The organism is Leptospira chreensis, from assembly GCF_016919165.1.
Classification (GTDB): Bacteria; Spirochaetota; Leptospiria; order Leptospirales; family Leptospiraceae; genus Leptospira_A; species Leptospira_A chreensis.
In genome coordinates this window covers 16493-34494 of record NZ_JAFFPS010000003.1, presented here as the reverse complement: position 1 = coordinate 34494, position 18002 = coordinate 16493, and the positions used below count along the sequence as shown (strand labels likewise).

At 39.8% G+C, this 18002-nt stretch carries 21 protein-coding genes; 12 read left to right on the top strand and 9 right to left on the bottom strand.

All coding sequences use genetic code 11. The features are described 5' to 3' along the window. Positions 1 to 20: 20 nt before the first annotated feature. The 4 genes from JWG41_RS00205 to JWG41_RS00190 form a co-directional block, all read right to left on the bottom strand. Positions 21 to 1373, bottom strand: a complete 1353-nt coding sequence (locus JWG41_RS00205) for a rhodanese (RefSeq protein WP_205267960.1) — start codon at positions 1371 to 1373, stop codon at positions 21 to 23. 225 nt (positions 1374 to 1598) lie between these two features. Then, a complete protein-coding gene (locus tag JWG41_RS00200) occupies positions 1599 to 2210 on the bottom strand; it encodes a helix-turn-helix domain-containing protein (RefSeq protein ID WP_205267959.1) in 612 nt (203 codons plus the stop codon). Next, positions 2194 to 3510 carry a hypothetical protein gene (locus JWG41_RS00195; RefSeq protein WP_205267958.1) on the bottom strand — a complete coding sequence of 439 codons (1317 nt, stop codon included), beginning with the start codon at positions 3508 to 3510 and terminating at the stop codon, positions 2194 to 2196. Before JWG41_RS00195 ends, JWG41_RS00200 begins: the two co-directional genes overlap by 17 nt. Before the next feature lie 14 nt (positions 3511 to 3524). Beyond that, positions 3525 to 4001 (bottom strand): DUF4395 domain-containing protein, encoded by a 477-nt coding sequence (locus JWG41_RS00190; protein ID WP_205267957.1) that lies wholly within the window; start codon positions 3999 to 4001, stop codon positions 3525 to 3527. A gap of 139 nt (positions 4002 to 4140) precedes the next feature. Here JWG41_RS00190 and JWG41_RS00185 point away from each other — a divergent pair, with 139 nt between their 5' ends. The 5 genes from JWG41_RS00185 (at position 4141) to JWG41_RS00165 (ending at position 8903) form a co-directional block, all read left to right on the top strand. Further along, positions 4141 to 5064: a sulfurtransferase gene (locus JWG41_RS00185; RefSeq protein ID WP_205267956.1), complete on the top strand. Its 924-nt coding sequence runs from the start codon at positions 4141 to 4143 to the stop codon at positions 5062 to 5064. Continuing rightward, positions 5022 to 6377 (top strand): multiheme c-type cytochrome, encoded by a 1356-nt coding sequence (locus JWG41_RS00180; protein ID WP_205267955.1) that lies wholly within the window; start codon positions 5022 to 5024, stop codon positions 6375 to 6377. Before JWG41_RS00185 ends, JWG41_RS00180 begins: the two co-directional genes overlap by 43 nt. After that, on the top strand, positions 6370 to 7086 hold the full coding sequence (locus JWG41_RS00175) for a glycosyltransferase family 2 protein (protein WP_205267954.1): 717 nt from the start codon (positions 6370 to 6372) through the stop codon (positions 7084 to 7086). The genes JWG41_RS00180 and JWG41_RS00175 overlap by 8 nt, the downstream gene beginning before the upstream one ends. 76 nt (positions 7087 to 7162) lie before the next feature. Next, a complete protein-coding gene (locus JWG41_RS00170) occupies positions 7163 to 8353 on the top strand; it encodes an MptA/MptB family glycosyltransferase (RefSeq protein WP_232373584.1) in 1191 nt (396 codons plus the stop codon). Then, positions 8313 to 8903: a TIGR04282 family arsenosugar biosynthesis glycosyltransferase gene (locus JWG41_RS00165; RefSeq protein WP_205267952.1), complete on the top strand. Its 591-nt coding sequence runs from the start codon at positions 8313 to 8315 to the stop codon at positions 8901 to 8903. Before JWG41_RS00170 ends, JWG41_RS00165 begins: the two co-directional genes overlap by 41 nt. Position 8904: 1 nt before the next feature. On the opposite strand, the gene JWG41_RS00160 is transcribed toward JWG41_RS00165, so the two are convergent. After that, complete coding sequence (locus JWG41_RS00160; protein ID WP_205267951.1) at positions 8905 to 9381, bottom strand: OmpA family protein; 477 nt, start codon at positions 9379 to 9381, stop codon at positions 8905 to 8907. Between the two features lie 102 nt (positions 9382 to 9483). On the opposite strand from JWG41_RS00160, the gene lpxD reads away from it, so the two are divergent. Beyond that, positions 9484 to 10503: a UDP-3-O-(3-hydroxymyristoyl)glucosamine N-acyltransferase gene (gene lpxD, locus JWG41_RS00155; protein ID WP_205267950.1), complete on the top strand. Its 1020-nt coding sequence runs from the start codon at positions 9484 to 9486 to the stop codon at positions 10501 to 10503. Here the strand turns inward: lpxD and JWG41_RS00150 are convergent. From JWG41_RS00150 to JWG41_RS00135, 4 genes are read right to left on the bottom strand one after another with little or no spacing between them, the layout of a single operon-like run. Then, positions 10500 to 10919 carry an SRPBCC family protein gene (locus tag JWG41_RS00150; RefSeq protein ID WP_205267949.1) on the bottom strand — a complete coding sequence of 140 codons (420 nt, stop codon included), beginning with the start codon at positions 10917 to 10919 and terminating at the stop codon, positions 10500 to 10502. The two genes, lpxD and JWG41_RS00150, sit on opposite strands and share 4 nt — an antisense overlap. Further along, entirely contained in the window at positions 10920 to 11267 is a 348-nt protein-coding gene (locus JWG41_RS00145; RefSeq protein WP_205267948.1) for an arsenate reductase family protein, read from the bottom strand. It lies immediately after the preceding gene. Continuing rightward, positions 11264 to 11503 (bottom strand): hypothetical protein, encoded by a 240-nt coding sequence (locus tag JWG41_RS00140; protein ID WP_205267947.1) that lies wholly within the window; start codon positions 11501 to 11503, stop codon positions 11264 to 11266. The genes JWG41_RS00145 and JWG41_RS00140 overlap by 4 nt, the downstream gene beginning before the upstream one ends. 39 nt (positions 11504 to 11542) lie before the next feature. Next, positions 11543 to 12367, bottom strand: a complete 825-nt coding sequence (locus JWG41_RS00135; protein ID WP_205267946.1) for an LIC_11366 family protein — start codon at positions 12365 to 12367, stop codon at positions 11543 to 11545. 35 nt (positions 12368 to 12402) lie between these two features. Between JWG41_RS00135 and asd the strand changes: the two genes are divergently transcribed. The 6 genes from asd (at position 12403) to fliQ (ending at position 18001) form a co-directional block, all read left to right on the top strand. Continuing rightward, positions 12403 to 14649, top strand: a complete 2247-nt coding sequence (asd, locus tag JWG41_RS00130; RefSeq protein ID WP_205267945.1) for an archaetidylserine decarboxylase — start codon at positions 12403 to 12405, stop codon at positions 14647 to 14649. Between the two features lie 2 nt (positions 14650 to 14651). Further along, positions 14652 to 14975: a DUF971 domain-containing protein gene (locus tag JWG41_RS00125; protein WP_205267944.1), complete on the top strand. Its 324-nt coding sequence runs from the start codon at positions 14652 to 14654 to the stop codon at positions 14973 to 14975. A 95-nt stretch (positions 14976 to 15070) separates the two neighbouring features. Then, positions 15071 to 16141, top strand: coding sequence for a flagellar motor switch protein FliN (fliN, locus tag JWG41_RS00120; protein WP_205267943.1), 1071 nt, complete (start codon positions 15071 to 15073; stop codon positions 16139 to 16141). Between the two features lie 41 nt (positions 16142 to 16182). Further along, the gene (locus JWG41_RS00115; RefSeq protein WP_205267942.1) at positions 16183 to 16935 is read left to right on the top strand and encodes a FliO/MopB family protein; all 753 of its coding nucleotides are present in this window, start codon (positions 16183 to 16185) and stop codon (positions 16933 to 16935) included. Continuing rightward, positions 16932 to 17741: a flagellar type III secretion system pore protein FliP gene (gene fliP / locus JWG41_RS00110; RefSeq protein WP_205267941.1), complete on the top strand. Its 810-nt coding sequence runs from the start codon at positions 16932 to 16934 to the stop codon at positions 17739 to 17741. The genes JWG41_RS00115 and fliP overlap by 4 nt, the downstream gene beginning before the upstream one ends. Then, a complete protein-coding gene (gene fliQ / locus JWG41_RS00105; protein WP_002974890.1) occupies positions 17738 to 18001 on the top strand; it encodes a flagellar biosynthesis protein FliQ in 264 nt (87 codons plus the stop codon). The genes fliP and fliQ overlap by 4 nt, the downstream gene beginning before the upstream one ends. Position 18002 lies beyond the last annotated feature (1 nt).

Sequence of the window (18002 nt, the reverse complement as noted above, 5' to 3'; positions counted from 1 at the left end):
TTTTATTTTCAATTTTTGTTTTAGCGTTTGTAAGCTTTGTCTTCTTCAACAATCTTTCTTGTAGTTGTTGCGAAGGTATTTAAGTTCGTAGGTAAAGTTACATCAACATCACCAGCTACATTGTAAGTGATAACTTCTGATAATTCTGGTACGTCTGTACGGAATGGAGAATCAGATGGTAGTTTTGCAGCAGGTCCACCTCCAGTCAAACTACCCCATTCAATCCAACTTCCATCATAGTATGTAGATGGGTATCCAAGGATTGCAATGTAGGAAAATCCAGTCACCTGTGATCTGTTATTGGTTCGGCAAAGTTGGATAGCAGTTTGACCTGCTTGGTAACCTTTTCCATCATAGTATGCTTTTAAGTCTGCTTTGGATTTGAATCTAAATTCTGTATCTAGTAAATCTGTCCAACGAACTTCTTTTGCACCTTTGATTCGACCTTCAAAACCGACATATTTGCCAGCAACTTCAGTCGCAGTACTTTTGATCACACCATTATATTCGTTACTGGTTCCCGAAGAAGATCTTGCATCAGAGATGAAAACACTAGATGTAAGCCCGGCAAGGGTAACATTATTTGGTGCTTTTACTGCTGTAATTACATCTTCCAATGGTAACATTAGGATCGTGTTATCCACTCGTACCGATTTGATCGTGTAACGATTGGTGTAACTTGGCGGAGTGTTTGTTGTCGAACTGAATGGAACAAAGTTTCCGTCAGTCACAGCAAGTCTTGGAAGTGTTCCGTTGAGGAAGGCAAGGTTTTTGTGGTCAAAACCCCAATAACGGAAAGAATAGAATCCACGTAAGGTCGCTTGCACATGGCTATTAGCATTGGCAGAAGATACAAATACAACTAAGTCGTTGTTCGGATCAATTCCATATCGATTGAGGATGGTATCAATTTTTGTTCCGTTTGCAATGATCGCAATCGTATCGCTGAGCCCACTATTTCGTTTTTGGCTAAACCCATCTCCACCATCAAGAACACTTGCTCCATCAGCAAAGGTAAAGGAATAGACCAATACGTCCGTTCCGTTACCGGCAATGTATTCTTTTCCAGCGGTTGCACTGGCACCGTTTTGTAAGATAACTAATTTACCATTGATACCTGCAGGTTTAGTTCCTGCCCAGTTGTTCACCCATTTTCCTAGAGTTGATGGAGTGATCAAACCGAATTGATTCAGGTTGTAATCGTCGTTAGATTCCTTTGCTAACTCAGTTGCAGTGTTGACCTTAATTCCTGAAGAAAGGGCAAGAGCTGCGAGAAGCAGGTTCTGTGTGTCATTATTTTTTGCTCCACCGCAGGCTCCGATGAACCCCGCGGTAATAAGAGCAATCGACTTGTAAAGTAGATTGGTTTTCATTTGTAAATCCTTAGATTAAATTCCTGTTTCCCATCTGTAGGGGTTGCACCAGAGCTAAGAAACATGGTAAGGACAGTCTCAAAACAGGGGCGAAATTCAAAAACTGTAAATCTTATATATTGAACATAAATTCCTATATAACGCACAATATATTCTCTGGATGCATACTCATTTGGCCGTAGTTTTGTTCTGGTGACGGGATTCATAGGAGGTATCTAGAATTTCCTACCGTGCTTTTTTGGAAGCGATCCAAAGAAATTTGGATTCTTCTGCAGATTCATTTTCAATGAATTCTAACTCTGCAATAGGAAAGAATGCGCTGTCCGCTGCTCCGAGAATGAGTTCTTTGGTTTTTAATTTGATTCTGGATTTTCCAGAAACTTGATAGATTTTGATATCGAAAGCCGCAGGTAAATGGCTAAATTGTGTGACCTTTCCTGTTGCCAGTTTCCATTCCACAATGCTCAACCTGTCTCTTTCTTCTTGGTAAAAAACGCGTGATTCTGCTGTATTTTTTGGGGAAATCCAGCGTTTCCCCTCATTGGAGCCGATAAAACGGGGGGATTGAGCGAAAAGATCGGGAATCATTTCTCCAATGGGGATGCGGAGAGACTTAGACAATTTCCATAAAATTCCGATACTTGGAGTCGTTTTCCCTGACTCAATGAGTCCGAGCATTCCACGACTAACAGTTGATAACTGTGATAGTTTTTCCATAGATAACCCAAGCTCCAGCCTTCGCCGTTTCAAGGTTTCTCCGAGGACAACCGTTAGCACTTCATCTACATTTCTTTCGTTTTCTGTTGTGGCCGAAAAACTTTCAATTTCTGTTTCCATACCCAATACTTCCCTTAGGGGCTATGTTTGATATATTGGATATTTTGTAAAGTAAAATGAATATTTGCCTGAAATACCAAGCAAGACAGATTAGAGAACTGATCGCCTCTAAGAGGAGGACGGGATCCGGAATTTCATAGAAATAGGTGAAATCTAGACCTAAGCGAGCAGAGGTTAGGTAGGACAATTGGGGGATGGAAACCAAAATCCAGGGGATTGTACGATTCGATTTAGAAGTTACAATCAAGGGAAGTAGAACCAAAAAATACCAGGGATTGTAAACAGGAAGTAAGGTAAGGAAAAGATACCCAAATAAAAAGTACAAATCTAGTTTTATAAAGATAGATTCGAACTTTTGGAACCGGTCTTTTTTTTCAGTGGAGAGGAATCGATAGACAGTTAGCAAAATGAAAAGAATTAAAAAAGGAAATGTTTTGAGATCTACCATTCCAAATAAATTCCAGAAAGGTTCGTAAAACTGGTTAAACTTAAAACCAAGACCAAACTTAAATAAATTGGTGATTCCGAAGTCTGTTGTGTCCGGAAACAATATATAGTAGATAAAATAAAAAATAAAAAACCCAAAGAAAAAAGATAAACCTATAAAAGTCCAGCGCCTCCAATCTTTTTTCCAGTTTTCATATTCTAATGTTTTTATCAGATACAGAGAATAGAGAAGAGAAAATATTTTAATATGTACAACCAGTCCTAAAATGAAACTAGCAAGGATTTGTTTTTTGTTTTGGATTGCAGTGAGAAAAACCCAAGAAAGGGATAGGATCAAAATTTCAAAATGAAAATTTACATATACTTCCTTGATAAGAAGAGGGAATATCCAGTAGAGCAAATGCGATTTGTGAAATTGTTTTCGTGAAAAGTAAAAAAAACTGAGACTCTCAAAAACTAAATAACTGAATTTTAAAAACAATCCTGAAAAACCTGCGGAAAATAAGGTAAAAAACAACAAAACAAAGGGACTGTATATCGTTGTCCAATCCGGATGATTGATTTGCGATAAAACCTCAACTTCAGTTTCACTTAAATTAGATTTTTGAAAGGAATCGAAAGGTGAGACTTGGTAGGGTGATTCCCCGTTTCGAATCAAATTCCCTTCCCATAAATATCTCGACCAATCATCTTCCCAAAGAGGGGGAAGGAAAATACAGAGAAGTCGAAGTCCAAGGCCTAGGATCAGGAGGGGTGTTTTGTATTTTTTAAAAAATGGTTTCGGTAGGGTTACCATCCAAAGAAAAAGAATGGTAACCAAAGAAAATAGTAAAAATAAAACCCACTGGAACAAATTTGTAATGCAAACTATTTATTGAAATTAAGATTATTGCATCGTTCGCAAATTTCTTTTGGGATCACTCCTAGTTTCATGAGTAGTCCAAAAGCAAAACAACCAGCACACCAACCCAAAAAAGATTCGAGAGATGCAAAAAAAACAAGCGTAGCTAAAGTGATTTGGTAAGCGAGTGTATGACCTAACAAGAAAAATACGATTGCTCCAAGGCTAAATATAAATCCAATCAACTGAGCAAATCGTTTTGGAGGTCCTGCTGTCGCAACAAAGGAAACCCCGAGCCATGGTACTAAGTATCTAGAAGTAAAAAAAGCAAAAGGTTCGAACTTTGGTCCGTAACTGAGTCGTAAGGTAAATCCAAGAAGAAGGAAACCGAGCACAAAAAGGTTTGGAAATAAAATGGCAAAGACGCCAAGGAATACGACAGTCGAGGCGACAATCCTTGTGACATTTTCATTGACCACGTCCGGATAATAACCAATTTTCATATTGCCCTCCATTTCCTTCCAAAATACGAAAGAGGTCTCTCCGAGCAAGAAAAATTCGCTTTCTTGGATGAAATGTTTATTTTATTGACGGAAATTCGTCTTAAAAGAGAAAGACTTAAGAATTTGGGAGGGTATCTTCGTGAAAGTACTGCGTGGTTATGGGATTTATTTATTTTCTCTTTCTTTGTTATGGGCTTTTTGGCTCCAACTCAGTGCAGGTCCTAGTCATCCGGCAAATTCTATACAGAAAGAGAGACCTTGGTTTCTATCGGCCGAGTCGGCATTGCATCTCCCGAAATATACAATTCTTGATACTCGTGCTTCTGGCAATCGATGGAAAAACAAGGTTCCCGGTTCCAAAACCATTTCCTGGGAAGAACTTTCTCGCACGGATGCCCCAAGGAAAGGAGATCTACTCGAAGTCAAACTAGTGCGTAAAAAAATCAATGATTTGGGAATCCAAGAGAGTGACAATATACTTGTGTTAGGTGACGGAAATTCTGGTTGGGGAGAAGAGGGTCGTATTGTTTGGAGTTTGCGTGAAGCGGGATTCAAACAATCGTATTGGGTGGACGGCGGCTATCCTGCTTACGAAAAACAAATCCAAAAGAAATCAGATTCCAAAAAAGGAAACAAAGACCCAGGTTTTACGATTGATCCCAAACAAATCAATCCTTCTTCCGCGATTCTAAAGGAAGATATTTTAAAGGGACTACCTTCGAAACAATACCAAATCTTAGATACAAGAGAACCGAGAGAGTTTTCTGGTGCTACACCGTATGGTGAATCTAGGGGAGGTCATATACCCAGTGCTAAATCTTTTTTCTACCAAGAACTTTTCGATGCGAAAGGTAATATCAAATCAAAGGCAGAAGTGGAAGTTTATTTGAAACAAATCGGAATCCAAAAAGAAAAACCGATTGTTGCTTACTGCACAGGTGGGGTTCGTTCTGCTTTTGTCGTTGGAATTCTCCGAACTTACGGATATAATGCTTATAATTATGCTGGATCCATGTGGGAATGGTCTCACGATCCGAAACTTCCGTTGGAAACTGGAAATTGAAAAGAAAAATATATATATCCTTTTTTACACTCATCGTTTTGGGCATCGGGACTTATCTCTATATCAATCAAAGAGAAGTCCCCATTGAACAAGTGTTCCCTGGTAAAATCTGGGCAAAACCTATTGAAAACCTACCTGATTTGAAGGGGGTCGGGGCACCTACTGCTAAAAATTGTGGGAACTGTCATACCGAAATTTATGAAGAATGGAAACGTTCCACCCATGCGAATGCTCTTTCTGATATTCAGTTCCAATCAGAGTTAGCAAAACCGAGTTCTCCGAAATGGATTTGTTTGAATTGCCATATCCCCGTTCAAAACCAAAGAGAAACCATCATCACGGGCTTGAAAAACGGAAATTACTTCCGACCAGTCGAAGTTCCCAATCCTCATTTTAATCCAGATATGAAGCAAGAAGGAGTCACTTGTGCCACTTGCCATGTTCGTGTGGATTCAGAATCTAAAGAAAGTTATGTGATTGGATCAGTTGGAGGAACCACTCCTCCTCACCCAGTAAAAATTGATCGTAAACGATTATTCGATCGTTGTTATGATTGCCATAATGAAACTTACACTTTGAATGAATCACTGGTTTGTTCCTTCCAAACTGGATCGGAATTAAATGCGACTCAGTCCAAAGAGTCTTGTTCTTCTTGCCACCAACCGGAAGTTCGTCGGTCTTTTGTGAAATCTTCTTTAAACAAACCGGTTCGGACATCTCATAAACATGGATTTATTGGAGGCGGTGTACCTAAAACCTTCGATTTGTATCATGACCAAATCCGATTGGGTTATAAACCAGGGATTGTTCTTTCTAATATCAAAGTTCAAAACGGTTCTATCGAAATTACACTGACGAATGCGAATGCCAGCCACCATGTCACAACGGGGGATCCTGAACGTTTCTATCGATTGGATCTGGTGGGACTCGACTCCAAAGGAAATCAGGTTTTTCATGCAGAAAAGAAAATTGGCCAAGAATGGGCCTGGTCTCCCGTGGCAAAAAAAGTCAGTGACGAAAGGATTCCTTTTCAAAAATCTTTTGTTTGGAAACTAAAAGAATCTGATTCGCCGGTTGTCTCTTATGTATTCCAGGCGGTTCATGTTCGGTTAAAAAATAAGACCTCAGATTATATGATTTTATCTTCGGGATATGTTTCTTCTCCTTACAAAGAGCAGGTGGAAAAAATGAAAGATTTATATCCACATAGTTCCATAATCATTGAGTCCTCGTATCAATTAAAAACAAAATTCAGAAAGGACACTGCGCTGGAAGATCTATTCCAAAGGAATGCACTTAGGAAAGGTGAGTAAAGTCATTTGTATCATTCCGGCTCGAGATGAAGAAGGTGGCATTGAACGTGCGTTAACTGGTCTTCTTTCGGGATCGGGCCTTTCCCAGTCTGATTTTATTGTCGTGAACAATGCATCTAAAGACAAAACTCCGGAGATTGTCAAAAAAATGGGAATTTTGTCTTTGGATTGTCCAGAGATAGGATATGGGAACGCCTGTTTGGTGGCTATCCGTTGGATCGAAACGTCTCAACGAAATCCGAAATACATTTTATTTTGTGATGCCGATGGTTCTGATGATCCGGCAGACATTCAAAAACTGGTCCGAGTGATTGAGGAGACGGGAGCTGACATGATACTTGGATCTCGTACCCTTGGAATTGTGGAAGAGGGAGCCCTTTCCCCCATCCAAATTTTTGGGAACGCCCTTACTTGTTTTTTGATTCTTTTTTTCTTTTGGCGTAAGTTTACTGATATGGGACCACTAAGGATCATTCGTTATTCCTCTCTCCATCGACTAAAGATGGAGGATCCTACTTGGGGGTGGAATATTGAAATGCATGTAAAAGCTTTGCAGTTAAAAATGGATATCAGGGAAATTTCTGTAAACTACCGCAAACGTTTTGCCGGTGTTTCTAAAATATCCGGAACCCTTTCTATGTCTATACGTGTTGGTATCAAAATTTTATATACTTTCTTTCGGTTGTTAGTTTTCCGTGTTCATTCCTAACCTAACAAAACTTCTATTAGCGATTGTTTACCCCGCTCTATTATTTGTTTCTGCCCATTTTGGCGATAGGAACAATTTGAGTGTAATTCTTGTTGTATCCATCATTCTCCCCTTATACTTTTATTTTTTATTCGATCTAACTTCCTTATTTGAAAATCGGTTTTATCTCCTCTTTCTTTATGGAATTCTATTACGTTTGGTTGTGGTTGGCTCTCCTGCTTTATGGAGTGATGATATCTATCGTTATCTTTTTGATGCGAAGATCTGTTTGCAAGGAATCTCTCCCTATCATTACACCCCTGAAGGATTTGCTAAACTGAGTGGGCTTTCTCATTTAGGGTTGGAATCCTACCTATCCAAGATGAATAGTCCCAATTATTATTCCGTTTATCCTCTTTTGCTACAATGGTTTTTTTCACTTGGAACTATTCTCGGAACTTTTTTTGGTTCTGTTTTTTTTGGAATTCAGGCTTTATTTTTTGTATTAGATATTTTGAATTTATTTCTCATTCGAAAACTATATCCAAAAAGTTCCAATGCATCTTATTGGATTTATTTTGGAAATCCCATTGTGATTTTAGAAGGGATTTCGCAAATGCATCCGGAACTTCTTTTGGTAACGGGAGCCTTGCTTTTCTTTTTATCTCAGTCGAATGGTTTGCGGATTTTTTCTTTTTTTCTTTTGACTCAATTAAAGTTCAACGCCTTCCTTTTTATTTTGGGATTCCGGCGCGATCGTTTCACATGGATGATCCTATTTTTCGTCAGCATTCTTTCTTTGGTTTTGTGGAAGGTGACTGTGTTTTCTGATTTAGTGTCACAGGGAAGTGCGGGGATAGGACTTTTTTTTCATTCCTTTCGGTTTGCAGGGATCCTTGAACCTTTTTTCTATTTTCTTTTATATCCATTCCAGGGGGAATATCTTTCTGGAATTTTATCTTTTCTGGCACTCGGTAGCATTTATATTTTCTGTTTGAAAAAGAATTTCCTAACTGGGTTTGGCTTTCCTGATCAGTTTTTTATCCTATATACTTTGTTTCTTTTATTTTCTCCCGTCATCCATCCTTGGTATTGGATTCTTTGGGTTCTCTTTACGATCGGAAAAGAAAAAATCGAAACATTCGTTGCCTCTGTATCTTTTTTAGCCTTTTTATCCTATGGAATGTATGTTTATAATGGTTTTGTCTACATCCATTGGGTGGTTTCAATTTTGGTTTTAGGATATTATGGAAACAAACAGATTAATTATCTTCGCAAGACAACCTAAATTAGGAAAAGTCAAAACCCGATTGTCAGTGAGCATCGGAAAAGAAGAAACCTTAAAAATCTATTACGAGTTACTAACGATCACAAGGTCAGTGACTTCAACTCTTGATGTAGAGAAATTTGTTTATTGGGATCACCTAACAAAGGATGAACCCGAAGATTTTGCATTTGGGTATCCAAATAAAATTCAAAGTAATGGAGACCTTGGACTAAAAATGGAAGTTGCTTTTCAAAAGGAATTCCAATTGGGTGCAGACAAAGTCGTTATCATTGGAACCGATTGTCCATTTTTAACCCAAGAGATTTTGTTAAAAGCGTTTGATGCTTTAGATTATTCTGATTTTGTATTAGGGCCTGCTCGCGACGGTGGATATTATCTACTGGGAATGAAAGAGTTTTCCTCTTTTGTCTTTCGATCCATTCCGTGGAGTACGAAGGATGTTTTGTCTCTGACAGTTGACTCCATTCAAAAAAACAACAAAACCCTAACTCTACTTGATGAGTTGTGTGATATTGATGATATCGATGATTTGCAATTTTGGAAAGGGTAATTTAAGGGAGTGGTTGGATCTGAATTTCCACGCGCCTATTGAGTGCTTGGTGTTCTTTCGTTTTGTTTGGTGATTTGGAATTTCCGTAGAAGAGTCGTCGGATTTGGTTTGGTTCTACAAAATGAATGAGTAAAAATCGTTCCACTTCCAGAGACCTTTTTTCGCTAATGATCACATCCTCTTTAGCATTTTTGCCTTCGTTTGCATGCGCTTGAATGTAGATTTCATAATTTCTATTTTGATTCAAAAAATCAGCAGTGGATTGCAGACGAACTAAGTCAGCCTTGGATATTTTAGAAGAATGTTTTGAAAAATATACAGTAAAGGATTTCTGGTCAGAAGGGTTCTCTGTCTTTTTATATGGGTTTTCGAAAACCACCCCTTCTTGTGCTATAAGCCCACTCGCGGATAAACAATATTGAACAGTGTAAGTTAACAAAAGCAAACGAAGGCCTTTGTTCAGAATGGGATAGAACATATTCTAATTATCGGATATTTTGAAAAGTTTCCGCAGAATAGATTTTAAAATTATGATTGAAATATGTCCCTTCGAATTATTTTTCAAGTCTAAGGTGTATCAATGAAACTAAAGGCTTTGGCTGAACAATTAGGTGCAAGTTTCACCGGCTCCGGTGATTTAGAGATCAATGGAATTAAAGATTTGGAGCACCATACTCCTGTCGATTCGAATAGCATTTATTATGTGGCTTCTAAAAAGTATTTAGCGAAACATAAAAAAGCTTCCGAGGTAAAAATCGCTCTTACGATTGAATCATTAGCTTCTCAATTTCACAATGCCATCATCATTCCAGAAGAAGGCTCGAAAGTAAAATTCATCCAAGTAGTGGCATTATTTGAAAAGAAACCAAAATATACGGCTTCTATTTCTGCAAAAGCAAGCATCCATCCTAGTGCCAAAATCGGTAAAGATGTTACCATTATGGATTTCGTAGTCATCCAAGAAAATGTGGTGATCGGTGACCGCGCCGTTATTTATCCCAATGTTGTTTTGGAACCAGATGTGGAAATTGGAGAGGGGACGGTTCTAAAATCAGGAGTGATTGTCTATTACAACTGTAAGTTGGGAAAACGAAACTTAATCCATTCGAACACAGTCATTGGTGCCGATGGTTTCGGGTTTTATGACTACGCAGGTATCCGTTATAAGGTTCCACAAATTGGAAACGTAATCATCGGCAATGAAGTGGAAATGGGAGCTCACTGCACGGTAGACCGAGCGGCCCTTGAATCTACTACCATTGGAAATTTTACAAAATTTGATGACCATGTACATGTTGGTCACAACTGTCGTGTGGGCAATTATGTATACATTGCGGGAGCGACGGTTCTAGCAGGATCTGTCACTATCGAAGATGGATGTTTTCTTGCGGGTCAATCTGCAGTCGCAGAACACCTAACGATGAAAAAAGGATCCATTCTTCTCGGACTATCCGGACTCACCGAGGACTCGAAAGAAAAAACAGTGTATTTTGGAATTCCAGCAAGACCTGCATTGGAGATGCATCGAATTCACAGTTCTCTTCCTATGTTGCCAGAGATCTCTAAAGAATTTTCCAAACGAAAGAAAGAGGAATCTTAAGATTCTAGAATTTTCTTTAGTGAATCTAGGTTAGCTGTCATTTGTGACTTCAGGTTTAATTTTACAAGGCCTTCACTCAGTTTGAATAGGCCTTGTAATTCCATTTTGTCTATGATTGTCAGTTCGCAGTTCCCATCTGAATTTTTGAACTCGTAACGATCTGTAAATTTCATTACCTTTGAGTGGCAACTAGCAACAATCAGCTGGTTGTGGATCGTTTTGTCGATTTTGTAAATTTCTTTTAGATTGAGAATTCCCAAGTCGATTTCAATTCCAAATTCATTGGGTTTCCCTGCTACAACTTCAGAAGAGGATATACTGGAATTATAAGCAGTTTGGTTTTGCATATTACAAACATAGGCAAATACTTCTGAGACTGGTTTTTTGATCACCGTACTTACGGTAGTTTCGATCATCTATTTTTTAGATTCTAAGATCCATTGTTTCCAGACTTCGGGAACAAATCCAATGGTGGCTCGTTTGCCGTCTCTGACAATCGGTGTTTTGAATAGAAGGGGATTGGTGAGTAGGGCCTCTTCTTTATCGTATAACATGTATTTTAGATTTTTGTCTTCGTAGACTTTCGATTCTGTATCAATCAAATCATCCAATTTAACACTTCCGAGAATTGAGCGAAGTTCTCCTTTACTCATTTCTTTTTCTTGGAGGTTGATGAACTGGAAGTTGACTCGTCGCTCTTGGAAGAAGAGCTGCGCCTTCTTAGAGTCTTTGCATTTTTTGGTTCCGAAGATTTGGAGGTTCATCCAAAAATAGATTTTTTGAAATCTTCTAAAAGAGGTTCTGTTCCAGACAACATCAATTCAATTTGATCTTTGTCTAAATCATACATTACGTGTGCTTGAAGGTATTGGGTGAATTCCTCTGTAGAAACTTTTTTTGCATCAAAGTTTTCTTTTAGGAAGTTATACCAAGCAGCAAGGATGACTTTTTGGTGAGCCAATTCTTTGATACCGATGGTAATGATTTTAGAGGGTTTCATGTAATTTTCTTAAAGAATGATACTCTTCCCAAGAGATCGTCAATCCAAAAACCGTTGGAAGACTGAAAAATAAAGAACCCATGATCCAGAATTCATATCTAACCTTCGAAAAGTTTGTGCAGTGCTCACAGTCGCATCAATGATCCTTGTATCATCGATGACTCCCACCTTCCCATCGGCTCGGATATAGAAACTCGAGGTTTCTCCATTATAATTCCCGCTAAATTTGTCGATGGCGACATGGTGGTATCCAAGACCGATCTGCAAAAAGGTATCTTCGTATAACCGGCGATTGATGGCCGTTTCAAAGCGATAAGCAAGTCCACTTCCCCGGAGGCGTCCTTTTTGGTTAAAGTATTGGGTGTTGGGAGATAATTCCCCAATGGAATACCCTCGGATGTTCCAATCTGCAGAAGTAAATCCTATCCCAAGTCCATTTTCCCATTCCCAGTTTTTGTAGATTGGCATGGTAAAATAGTACATTCCGAGGACATGATAGGAATAAATTTCAGAACGGAGTTTTGTATAGTAATAATCACTTGTAACTTCCGTTAAACGAAGCATTTGCCAATCATTTCTGCCGACAACAAATCCAACTCTTGATCTTGAATCTAGAAGGAAACGAACAAATCCCTCGTACAAATTGGTCGATCTCCCTCCACTCAAACTCACATCAGAAAAAACCAAAGGGTTGAAGGTGGAGGAAAACTGTTTTAGATTGCCATCAAATCGGCCGGGAACTCTTTCGCCAGCACCATACCGCATCCCCACTTCCATTCCCGAGGGTTCTGCGCTTAAGCTCCCAAAGACTAAGGTAGAAATCATAAAAACCAGAAACGGAAGGATCACAATACATCTTGACATAACAATTTCATCCAATTTCGTGAGGAAGAACCAATATGGAAACACTCTTTCAAAACGGATCTAAGTTTAATCTGATTTTAGGATCGGACATCCTGAGCCCTTACTTCTATCTCATCCTTATCGCCTCAGTTTATTTGAGCTTTCGGTTGGGATTTCCACAAATTCGTTTTCTCTTTCTTGCTCTCAAGATCCTAACGGGCAATATGGACTTCAAAGGTTCCAAAGGCCAACTGGTGCATTCGCAAGCCTTCTTTGCTGGGATTGGATCTTCCCTTCTTGCGGGTTCTGTCATTGGAACGGCCCTTGCCATCGCCTACGGCGGAATTGGCGTTCTTTTTTGGATTTGGGTGATGAGTTTGTTTGTCATGCCGATCCGTTTTGTGTCTTCCACTTTGGCGGTGAAGTTTCGAAACCAACTTCCTAGCGGACGTTATCTATCGGGCCCTATGTATTTTATTGAAAAAGCCTTACGAGCTAAGTGGCTTGCTGTGGCATTTTCCCTCGCGAGTATGGTTACGGTTCTTTTGTTCGGGGGAATTTTTCCTTTTGTCGGACTTACATACATCACCCAAGAGGGTTTGAATTTATCCGGACTATCTGGCCCCATTTCCATTTCTGTGATTTTACTTTTTATCGTGATTGGTGGTGTTAGGCGAGTGGGGCGTGCTTCGTCTATCCTTGCTCCTATTGGAATCATCCTTTTCATTTTTGGGTATATATCTCTTTTTTCTAATGGAATGATTTCCTTTTTTGGATTTTTATCGGATGTCACAAAAGAAGCATTCTCTATTAAAGCCTTGCAAGGTGGCGGTGCTTTCGGCGTTTTACGTGCGCTTTCTGTTTCTTTGAGTACTTTCTTTTTGTCTACAGAAACGGCTGTGGGTAAATCTTCTGGAATTGCTGGTGTCGTGCGAACTGACTATGCCGCAAAACAAGGATTAGTGAGTATGCTTGCTTCCTTCTTTGAAGGTTTCATTATGGCAACTCTCGTTGGGTTTGTTTTGTATTCTTATGGTGCGGTCAATTTAGAAACCATCCTTGCTTTCCCGGCAAGAATTTTAGAACAAAAAGAATCTTTATCTGTTATTTTGTTTTGTATTTCTTTTCTCTGTTTTGGAATCCTCAGTCTTGCTGGTTGGTTCTATAGCGGGGAACAAAATGCATTCTATGTATTTGGAGAAAAGTTCTCCAATTTCTTTAGAATGTTATTCATAGGCTCTACCTTAGGATTTGCTTATCTTTATGTGAAGTATGGAATTGATGTCCTCAGTTTTGTAATGCATTGGGGTTATATTGCGGCCGTGATTACCAGCGTACCTCTGCTAGTTTCTCTTATGTTACTTGGGAAAACAGCCAATTTTGAACTCAAAAAATACTTATCCGAGTCGGGAGCCCGGTATGAAATTTTTAAAGATTTCTATTTGTTGTTTTTGACACTACTTCCGAAAAACCTGATTTCTAAAATTTTTGGATACTTCTCTACTTTGCGTTTGCCACGGTTTATGATGATCCCAATTTTAAAGGCTTTTGCAAAGGTTTATAAAATCAATTTGAGTGAAGCCGAACTTGAGATCAAAGAATATGCATCCTTAAATCAATTCTTTACTCGCGCCCTTCGTGCCGAAGCAAGGATCATCGACTCTGCTGTGAATGCTGTAGTGTCTCCTACAGATTCCAAAATTACAAGTTTTGGAAATATCAATCAGTCCACCATCATCCAAGCCAAAGGGATTGACTATTCCGTAAAAGAATTGTTAGGTTCTGAAAAATATTATCCTTTTTTCACAAATGGAAAATACATTACCTTCTATTTGTCCCCACAAGACTACCATCGCATCCATAGTCCGTTTGCGGGCCAAATTTTAGGTTACTATTATGAGCCGGGAAAACTTTTCCCAGTGAATGATTTAGCAGTTCTCAATATCCGAGGACTTTTTCCTAAAAACGAAAGGCTCATCACCTTCTTACAAACAGAATACGGGAAAGTGGCCGTGATCAAAGTAGGGGCCTCAAACGTTGGAAAAATCCGAGTGACTTACGACAATAAAATTGTCACAAACAATTGGATCCGTTTTGCGAAAGAACATCATTACAAAGACGTATCCATTATGATCGACAAAGGGTCCGAACTCGGTCGTTTCGAAATGGGTTCGACAGTCATCCTTGTGTTTGAAAATGACACCATCGACTTGACAAACATAGCCCTCGGTGACAAAATTCAATACGGAACCACCGTCGGAAACTTTCGTTCCAAAACGACCAAACTGCCGGTGAAAGCATAAAAATGCCAAACTCGCAACTTGCCACCTTCCCCAAAGAAATTTCTTTCGATGATGATTCTCTCTATATCGAATGGAAGGATGGCCATGGTTCCAAGTATTCCCTCCTCGACCTTCGTAAAAAATGCCCTTGTGCAACTTGTCGCGGGGGACATGGGGGGAAAGTGGGGGACGCAACGGGCCATATTGAGTCTATCAAACTCCTTTCTTGGACGAAAGTGGGCCGTTATGCGATTTCCATCGTCTGGAGCGACTATCATAACACGGGAATTTACTCGTATGACAATCTCCGTGCCTATTCGGACGGACTTTCGAGCGCTTTCGACTAGTCCCTCTTACTTTTTGTCAATTCGGAAAAAAACTGAGTGACAAAAAGATTCATATTATGTCTCATTATCCTAAGTTTTTCCGGAGATAAAAGGGTATGGGTGAAGGTTCACTCTCACAAGACGAGATAGACGCATTACTACAAGGCGCGGATGATACATTCGACCTCTCATCTTTAAGTGGCGCCGCAAGTTCGTCATCGGACAACCTATCTCCTATTGACCGCGACATTATTTCCGATGTGATCGGCTCTGCATTCCAGGTGGCGGGGAACACACTTGGCACGATCTTGGCAAAAAACACTCGTTTTATGAACCCTGCCACCGAATCGAGCTCCTCTACCGATATCCAAAAAGAACTCGGAACCAAAACAGTCAGTTTATTCTCTACGATTAGCGGAAGTTTGGCGGGACGTGTTTGCCTCATCATGGCCCAAGAAAACGCAGCGAAAATTGCTGGTGTGATGATGGGAGGAATGACTCCTCCAGGCCAACTCGACAATGCACAACTCCAAACTTTAAAAGATTCCCTGGCTCCGATCCTTGGAACGGTAACGGCTCAGATTGGAATGAAACTGGGCGGAACCATGTCTGGTAGCCCACCAGAAATTGCTCTTGTGAATTCTGGTCGCGATTTACAACTGCCAGATGACAGTAGTTTGGTGAAGACTTCTCTCAGTTTGAATATTGATGGAGTCGGTTCTTTTAAAGTATATTATGTAATTTCTCTTTCTATGGCTAACTCTGTTTTGGATATCCAAAAAGGGGGAGGCCAAAAACAACAACAACAGTCCGGTGGAATGAACGTCAACATGCAGCCCAATATGGGAATGGGTGGTGGCCAAGGTTCTGTGGGAATCAAAGGTGTTAATTTTCCTTCTCTTGCCACAGCAGGTGGTGGACCAGGACAAACCAATCTCAATCTTCTTATGGATGTGCAGATGGCTCTGACTGTGGAACTGGGAAGAACCAAAATGTACATCAAAGACATTTTGGGGCTTGGAGAAGGTTCCATCATCGAACTAGATAAGTTAGCTGGTGAGCCAGTGGATTTACTTGTTAACGGCAAACTCATTGCAAAGGGTGAGGTTGTGGTCATCGATGAAAACTTTGGTGTTCGTGTTACCGATATCGTAAGTCCTACCGACCGACTCAAAGGCGAAAAATGATTAGTTTCAAACAGAGAATGTCAAAACAAAAGGGGCAAGTTATGTACTTTTGCCTAATCCTTGTTTTGGCGACTTCTCCTCTGTTTTCGCAAGGCGTCGAAACAAAAGAACTGGATCAAATCCTTCGCCAAGAGTTGGGAGACCCCAAATCCAAACCAGCGGATTCAAACAATCCCAACTCGGCTCCAAAATTCGAAGGTTCTCCTAACACTAACAAAACGAATGCGAGTGAGGAGGCTGGTAAGGGATCGGAAGAAACCAATCTCATCCAAGAAAGATATGCAGAAAACCAAGATGATTCTCCTTCTGCGACTTGGATTTTACTCAAGATTTTATTTGTTTTGGCCATCCTTGTGGGTGCAGGTTATTACCTCATCTTACAAATGCAAAAAACAAAATCAGCAAAATATCCCGTGAAAGGATTTATGAAGGTTTTGTCTAGCCTCTCCCTTTCTGCAACCCAATCGGTACAAATTGTGGAAGTGGGGGGACGTACACTTGTGTTAGGTGTCGCTGATGGATCTGTGAGTTTACTGACAGAAGTAACTGCTCCTGATGAAAAATCACAAATCCAAAAGATGAAAGAGGAAGCTGATCCTTATGTTCCGAATTTTCTAGAGACAGTTCTTGAAAGTTTGCAATCCAAGGCGAAGGCGCAAAGGAAGATCCGCATCAATCCATCCAAAATGGAAAGTTTGGAATTTGATGGAGCAGCAGAGATCCAAAGAAAGGCCAAAGAAGGCCTGGAGCGGTTACGCAAACACCGGGAATTGTTAGAGGGAGGGGAATCATGAGAGCGCGTTTTTTTTCCTTCTGTAAGAGGCATAAATCGATTATTTTTCTCATTAGTATTTTATTTCTCATCACTGCGGGTGGGTTTACTGGGCTTATGGCTCAGGACAAGGGAACAAGGATTCCTATTCCTAACCTGTCATTTAACGTAAATGAGGCGAGAGGGCCAAAAGACACTAGCCTTTCTTTGATGATCCTTTTTCTAGTGACCATCCTATCTTTGGCTCCGGCCATTGTGATGAGTGTCACTTCGTTTACTAAAGTTGTGATTGTGTTTGATTTTGTGAGAAGAGCATTATCACTCCAAAACTTACCACCAAACCAGGTGATGATGGGCCTTGCTCTTTTTGTTACTTTTTTCATTATGGCGCCTACTATCGGTAAGGTGAATGACGAAGCCCTGCAACCTTTCTTAAATGGAAAAATTGACCAATCCGCTTTTATGGAAGGGTCGATGAAACATTTACGTCAGTTTATGATCCGCCAACTAGGCCGGGATGGAACTAAAGACGTTGCATTGTTTTTGAAAATTGGGAAAGTTCAGAATGTGAAGTCCTTCGAGGATGTTCCTTCTTATGTTTTGGTTCCCGCTTTTATGTTAAGTGAAATCAAAAAAGCATTTATCATCGGTATTTATATCTTCATTCCTTTTATTGTTATCGATTTGATTGTGGCATCCGCTCTCCTTGCTATGGGTTTTATGATGTTACCTCCGGTGATGATTTCCCTTCCCCTTAAACTTATTCTTTTCATTTTAATTGATGGATGGAACTTACTGGTACTCGAGCTCGTAAGGAGTTATAAATGACAGAAGTCGATGTTGTCAACTTACTCCGAGAAGCGTTTATCGTTACACTTAAGATCTCAAGCCCAATCCTCATTACGGCTCTGGTAGTGGGACTCATTGTTGGTATTTTGCAAACAACCACTTCCATCCAAGAACCAACCATTGCCTTTGTTCCAAAACTTGTTTCTATTTTTGCTGTGATTGTATTTTTTTCAGCTTGGATGGTGAGAGTTATGACGGATTACACTCGTGAAATTTTTTTTATGATAGAAAAGATATGAT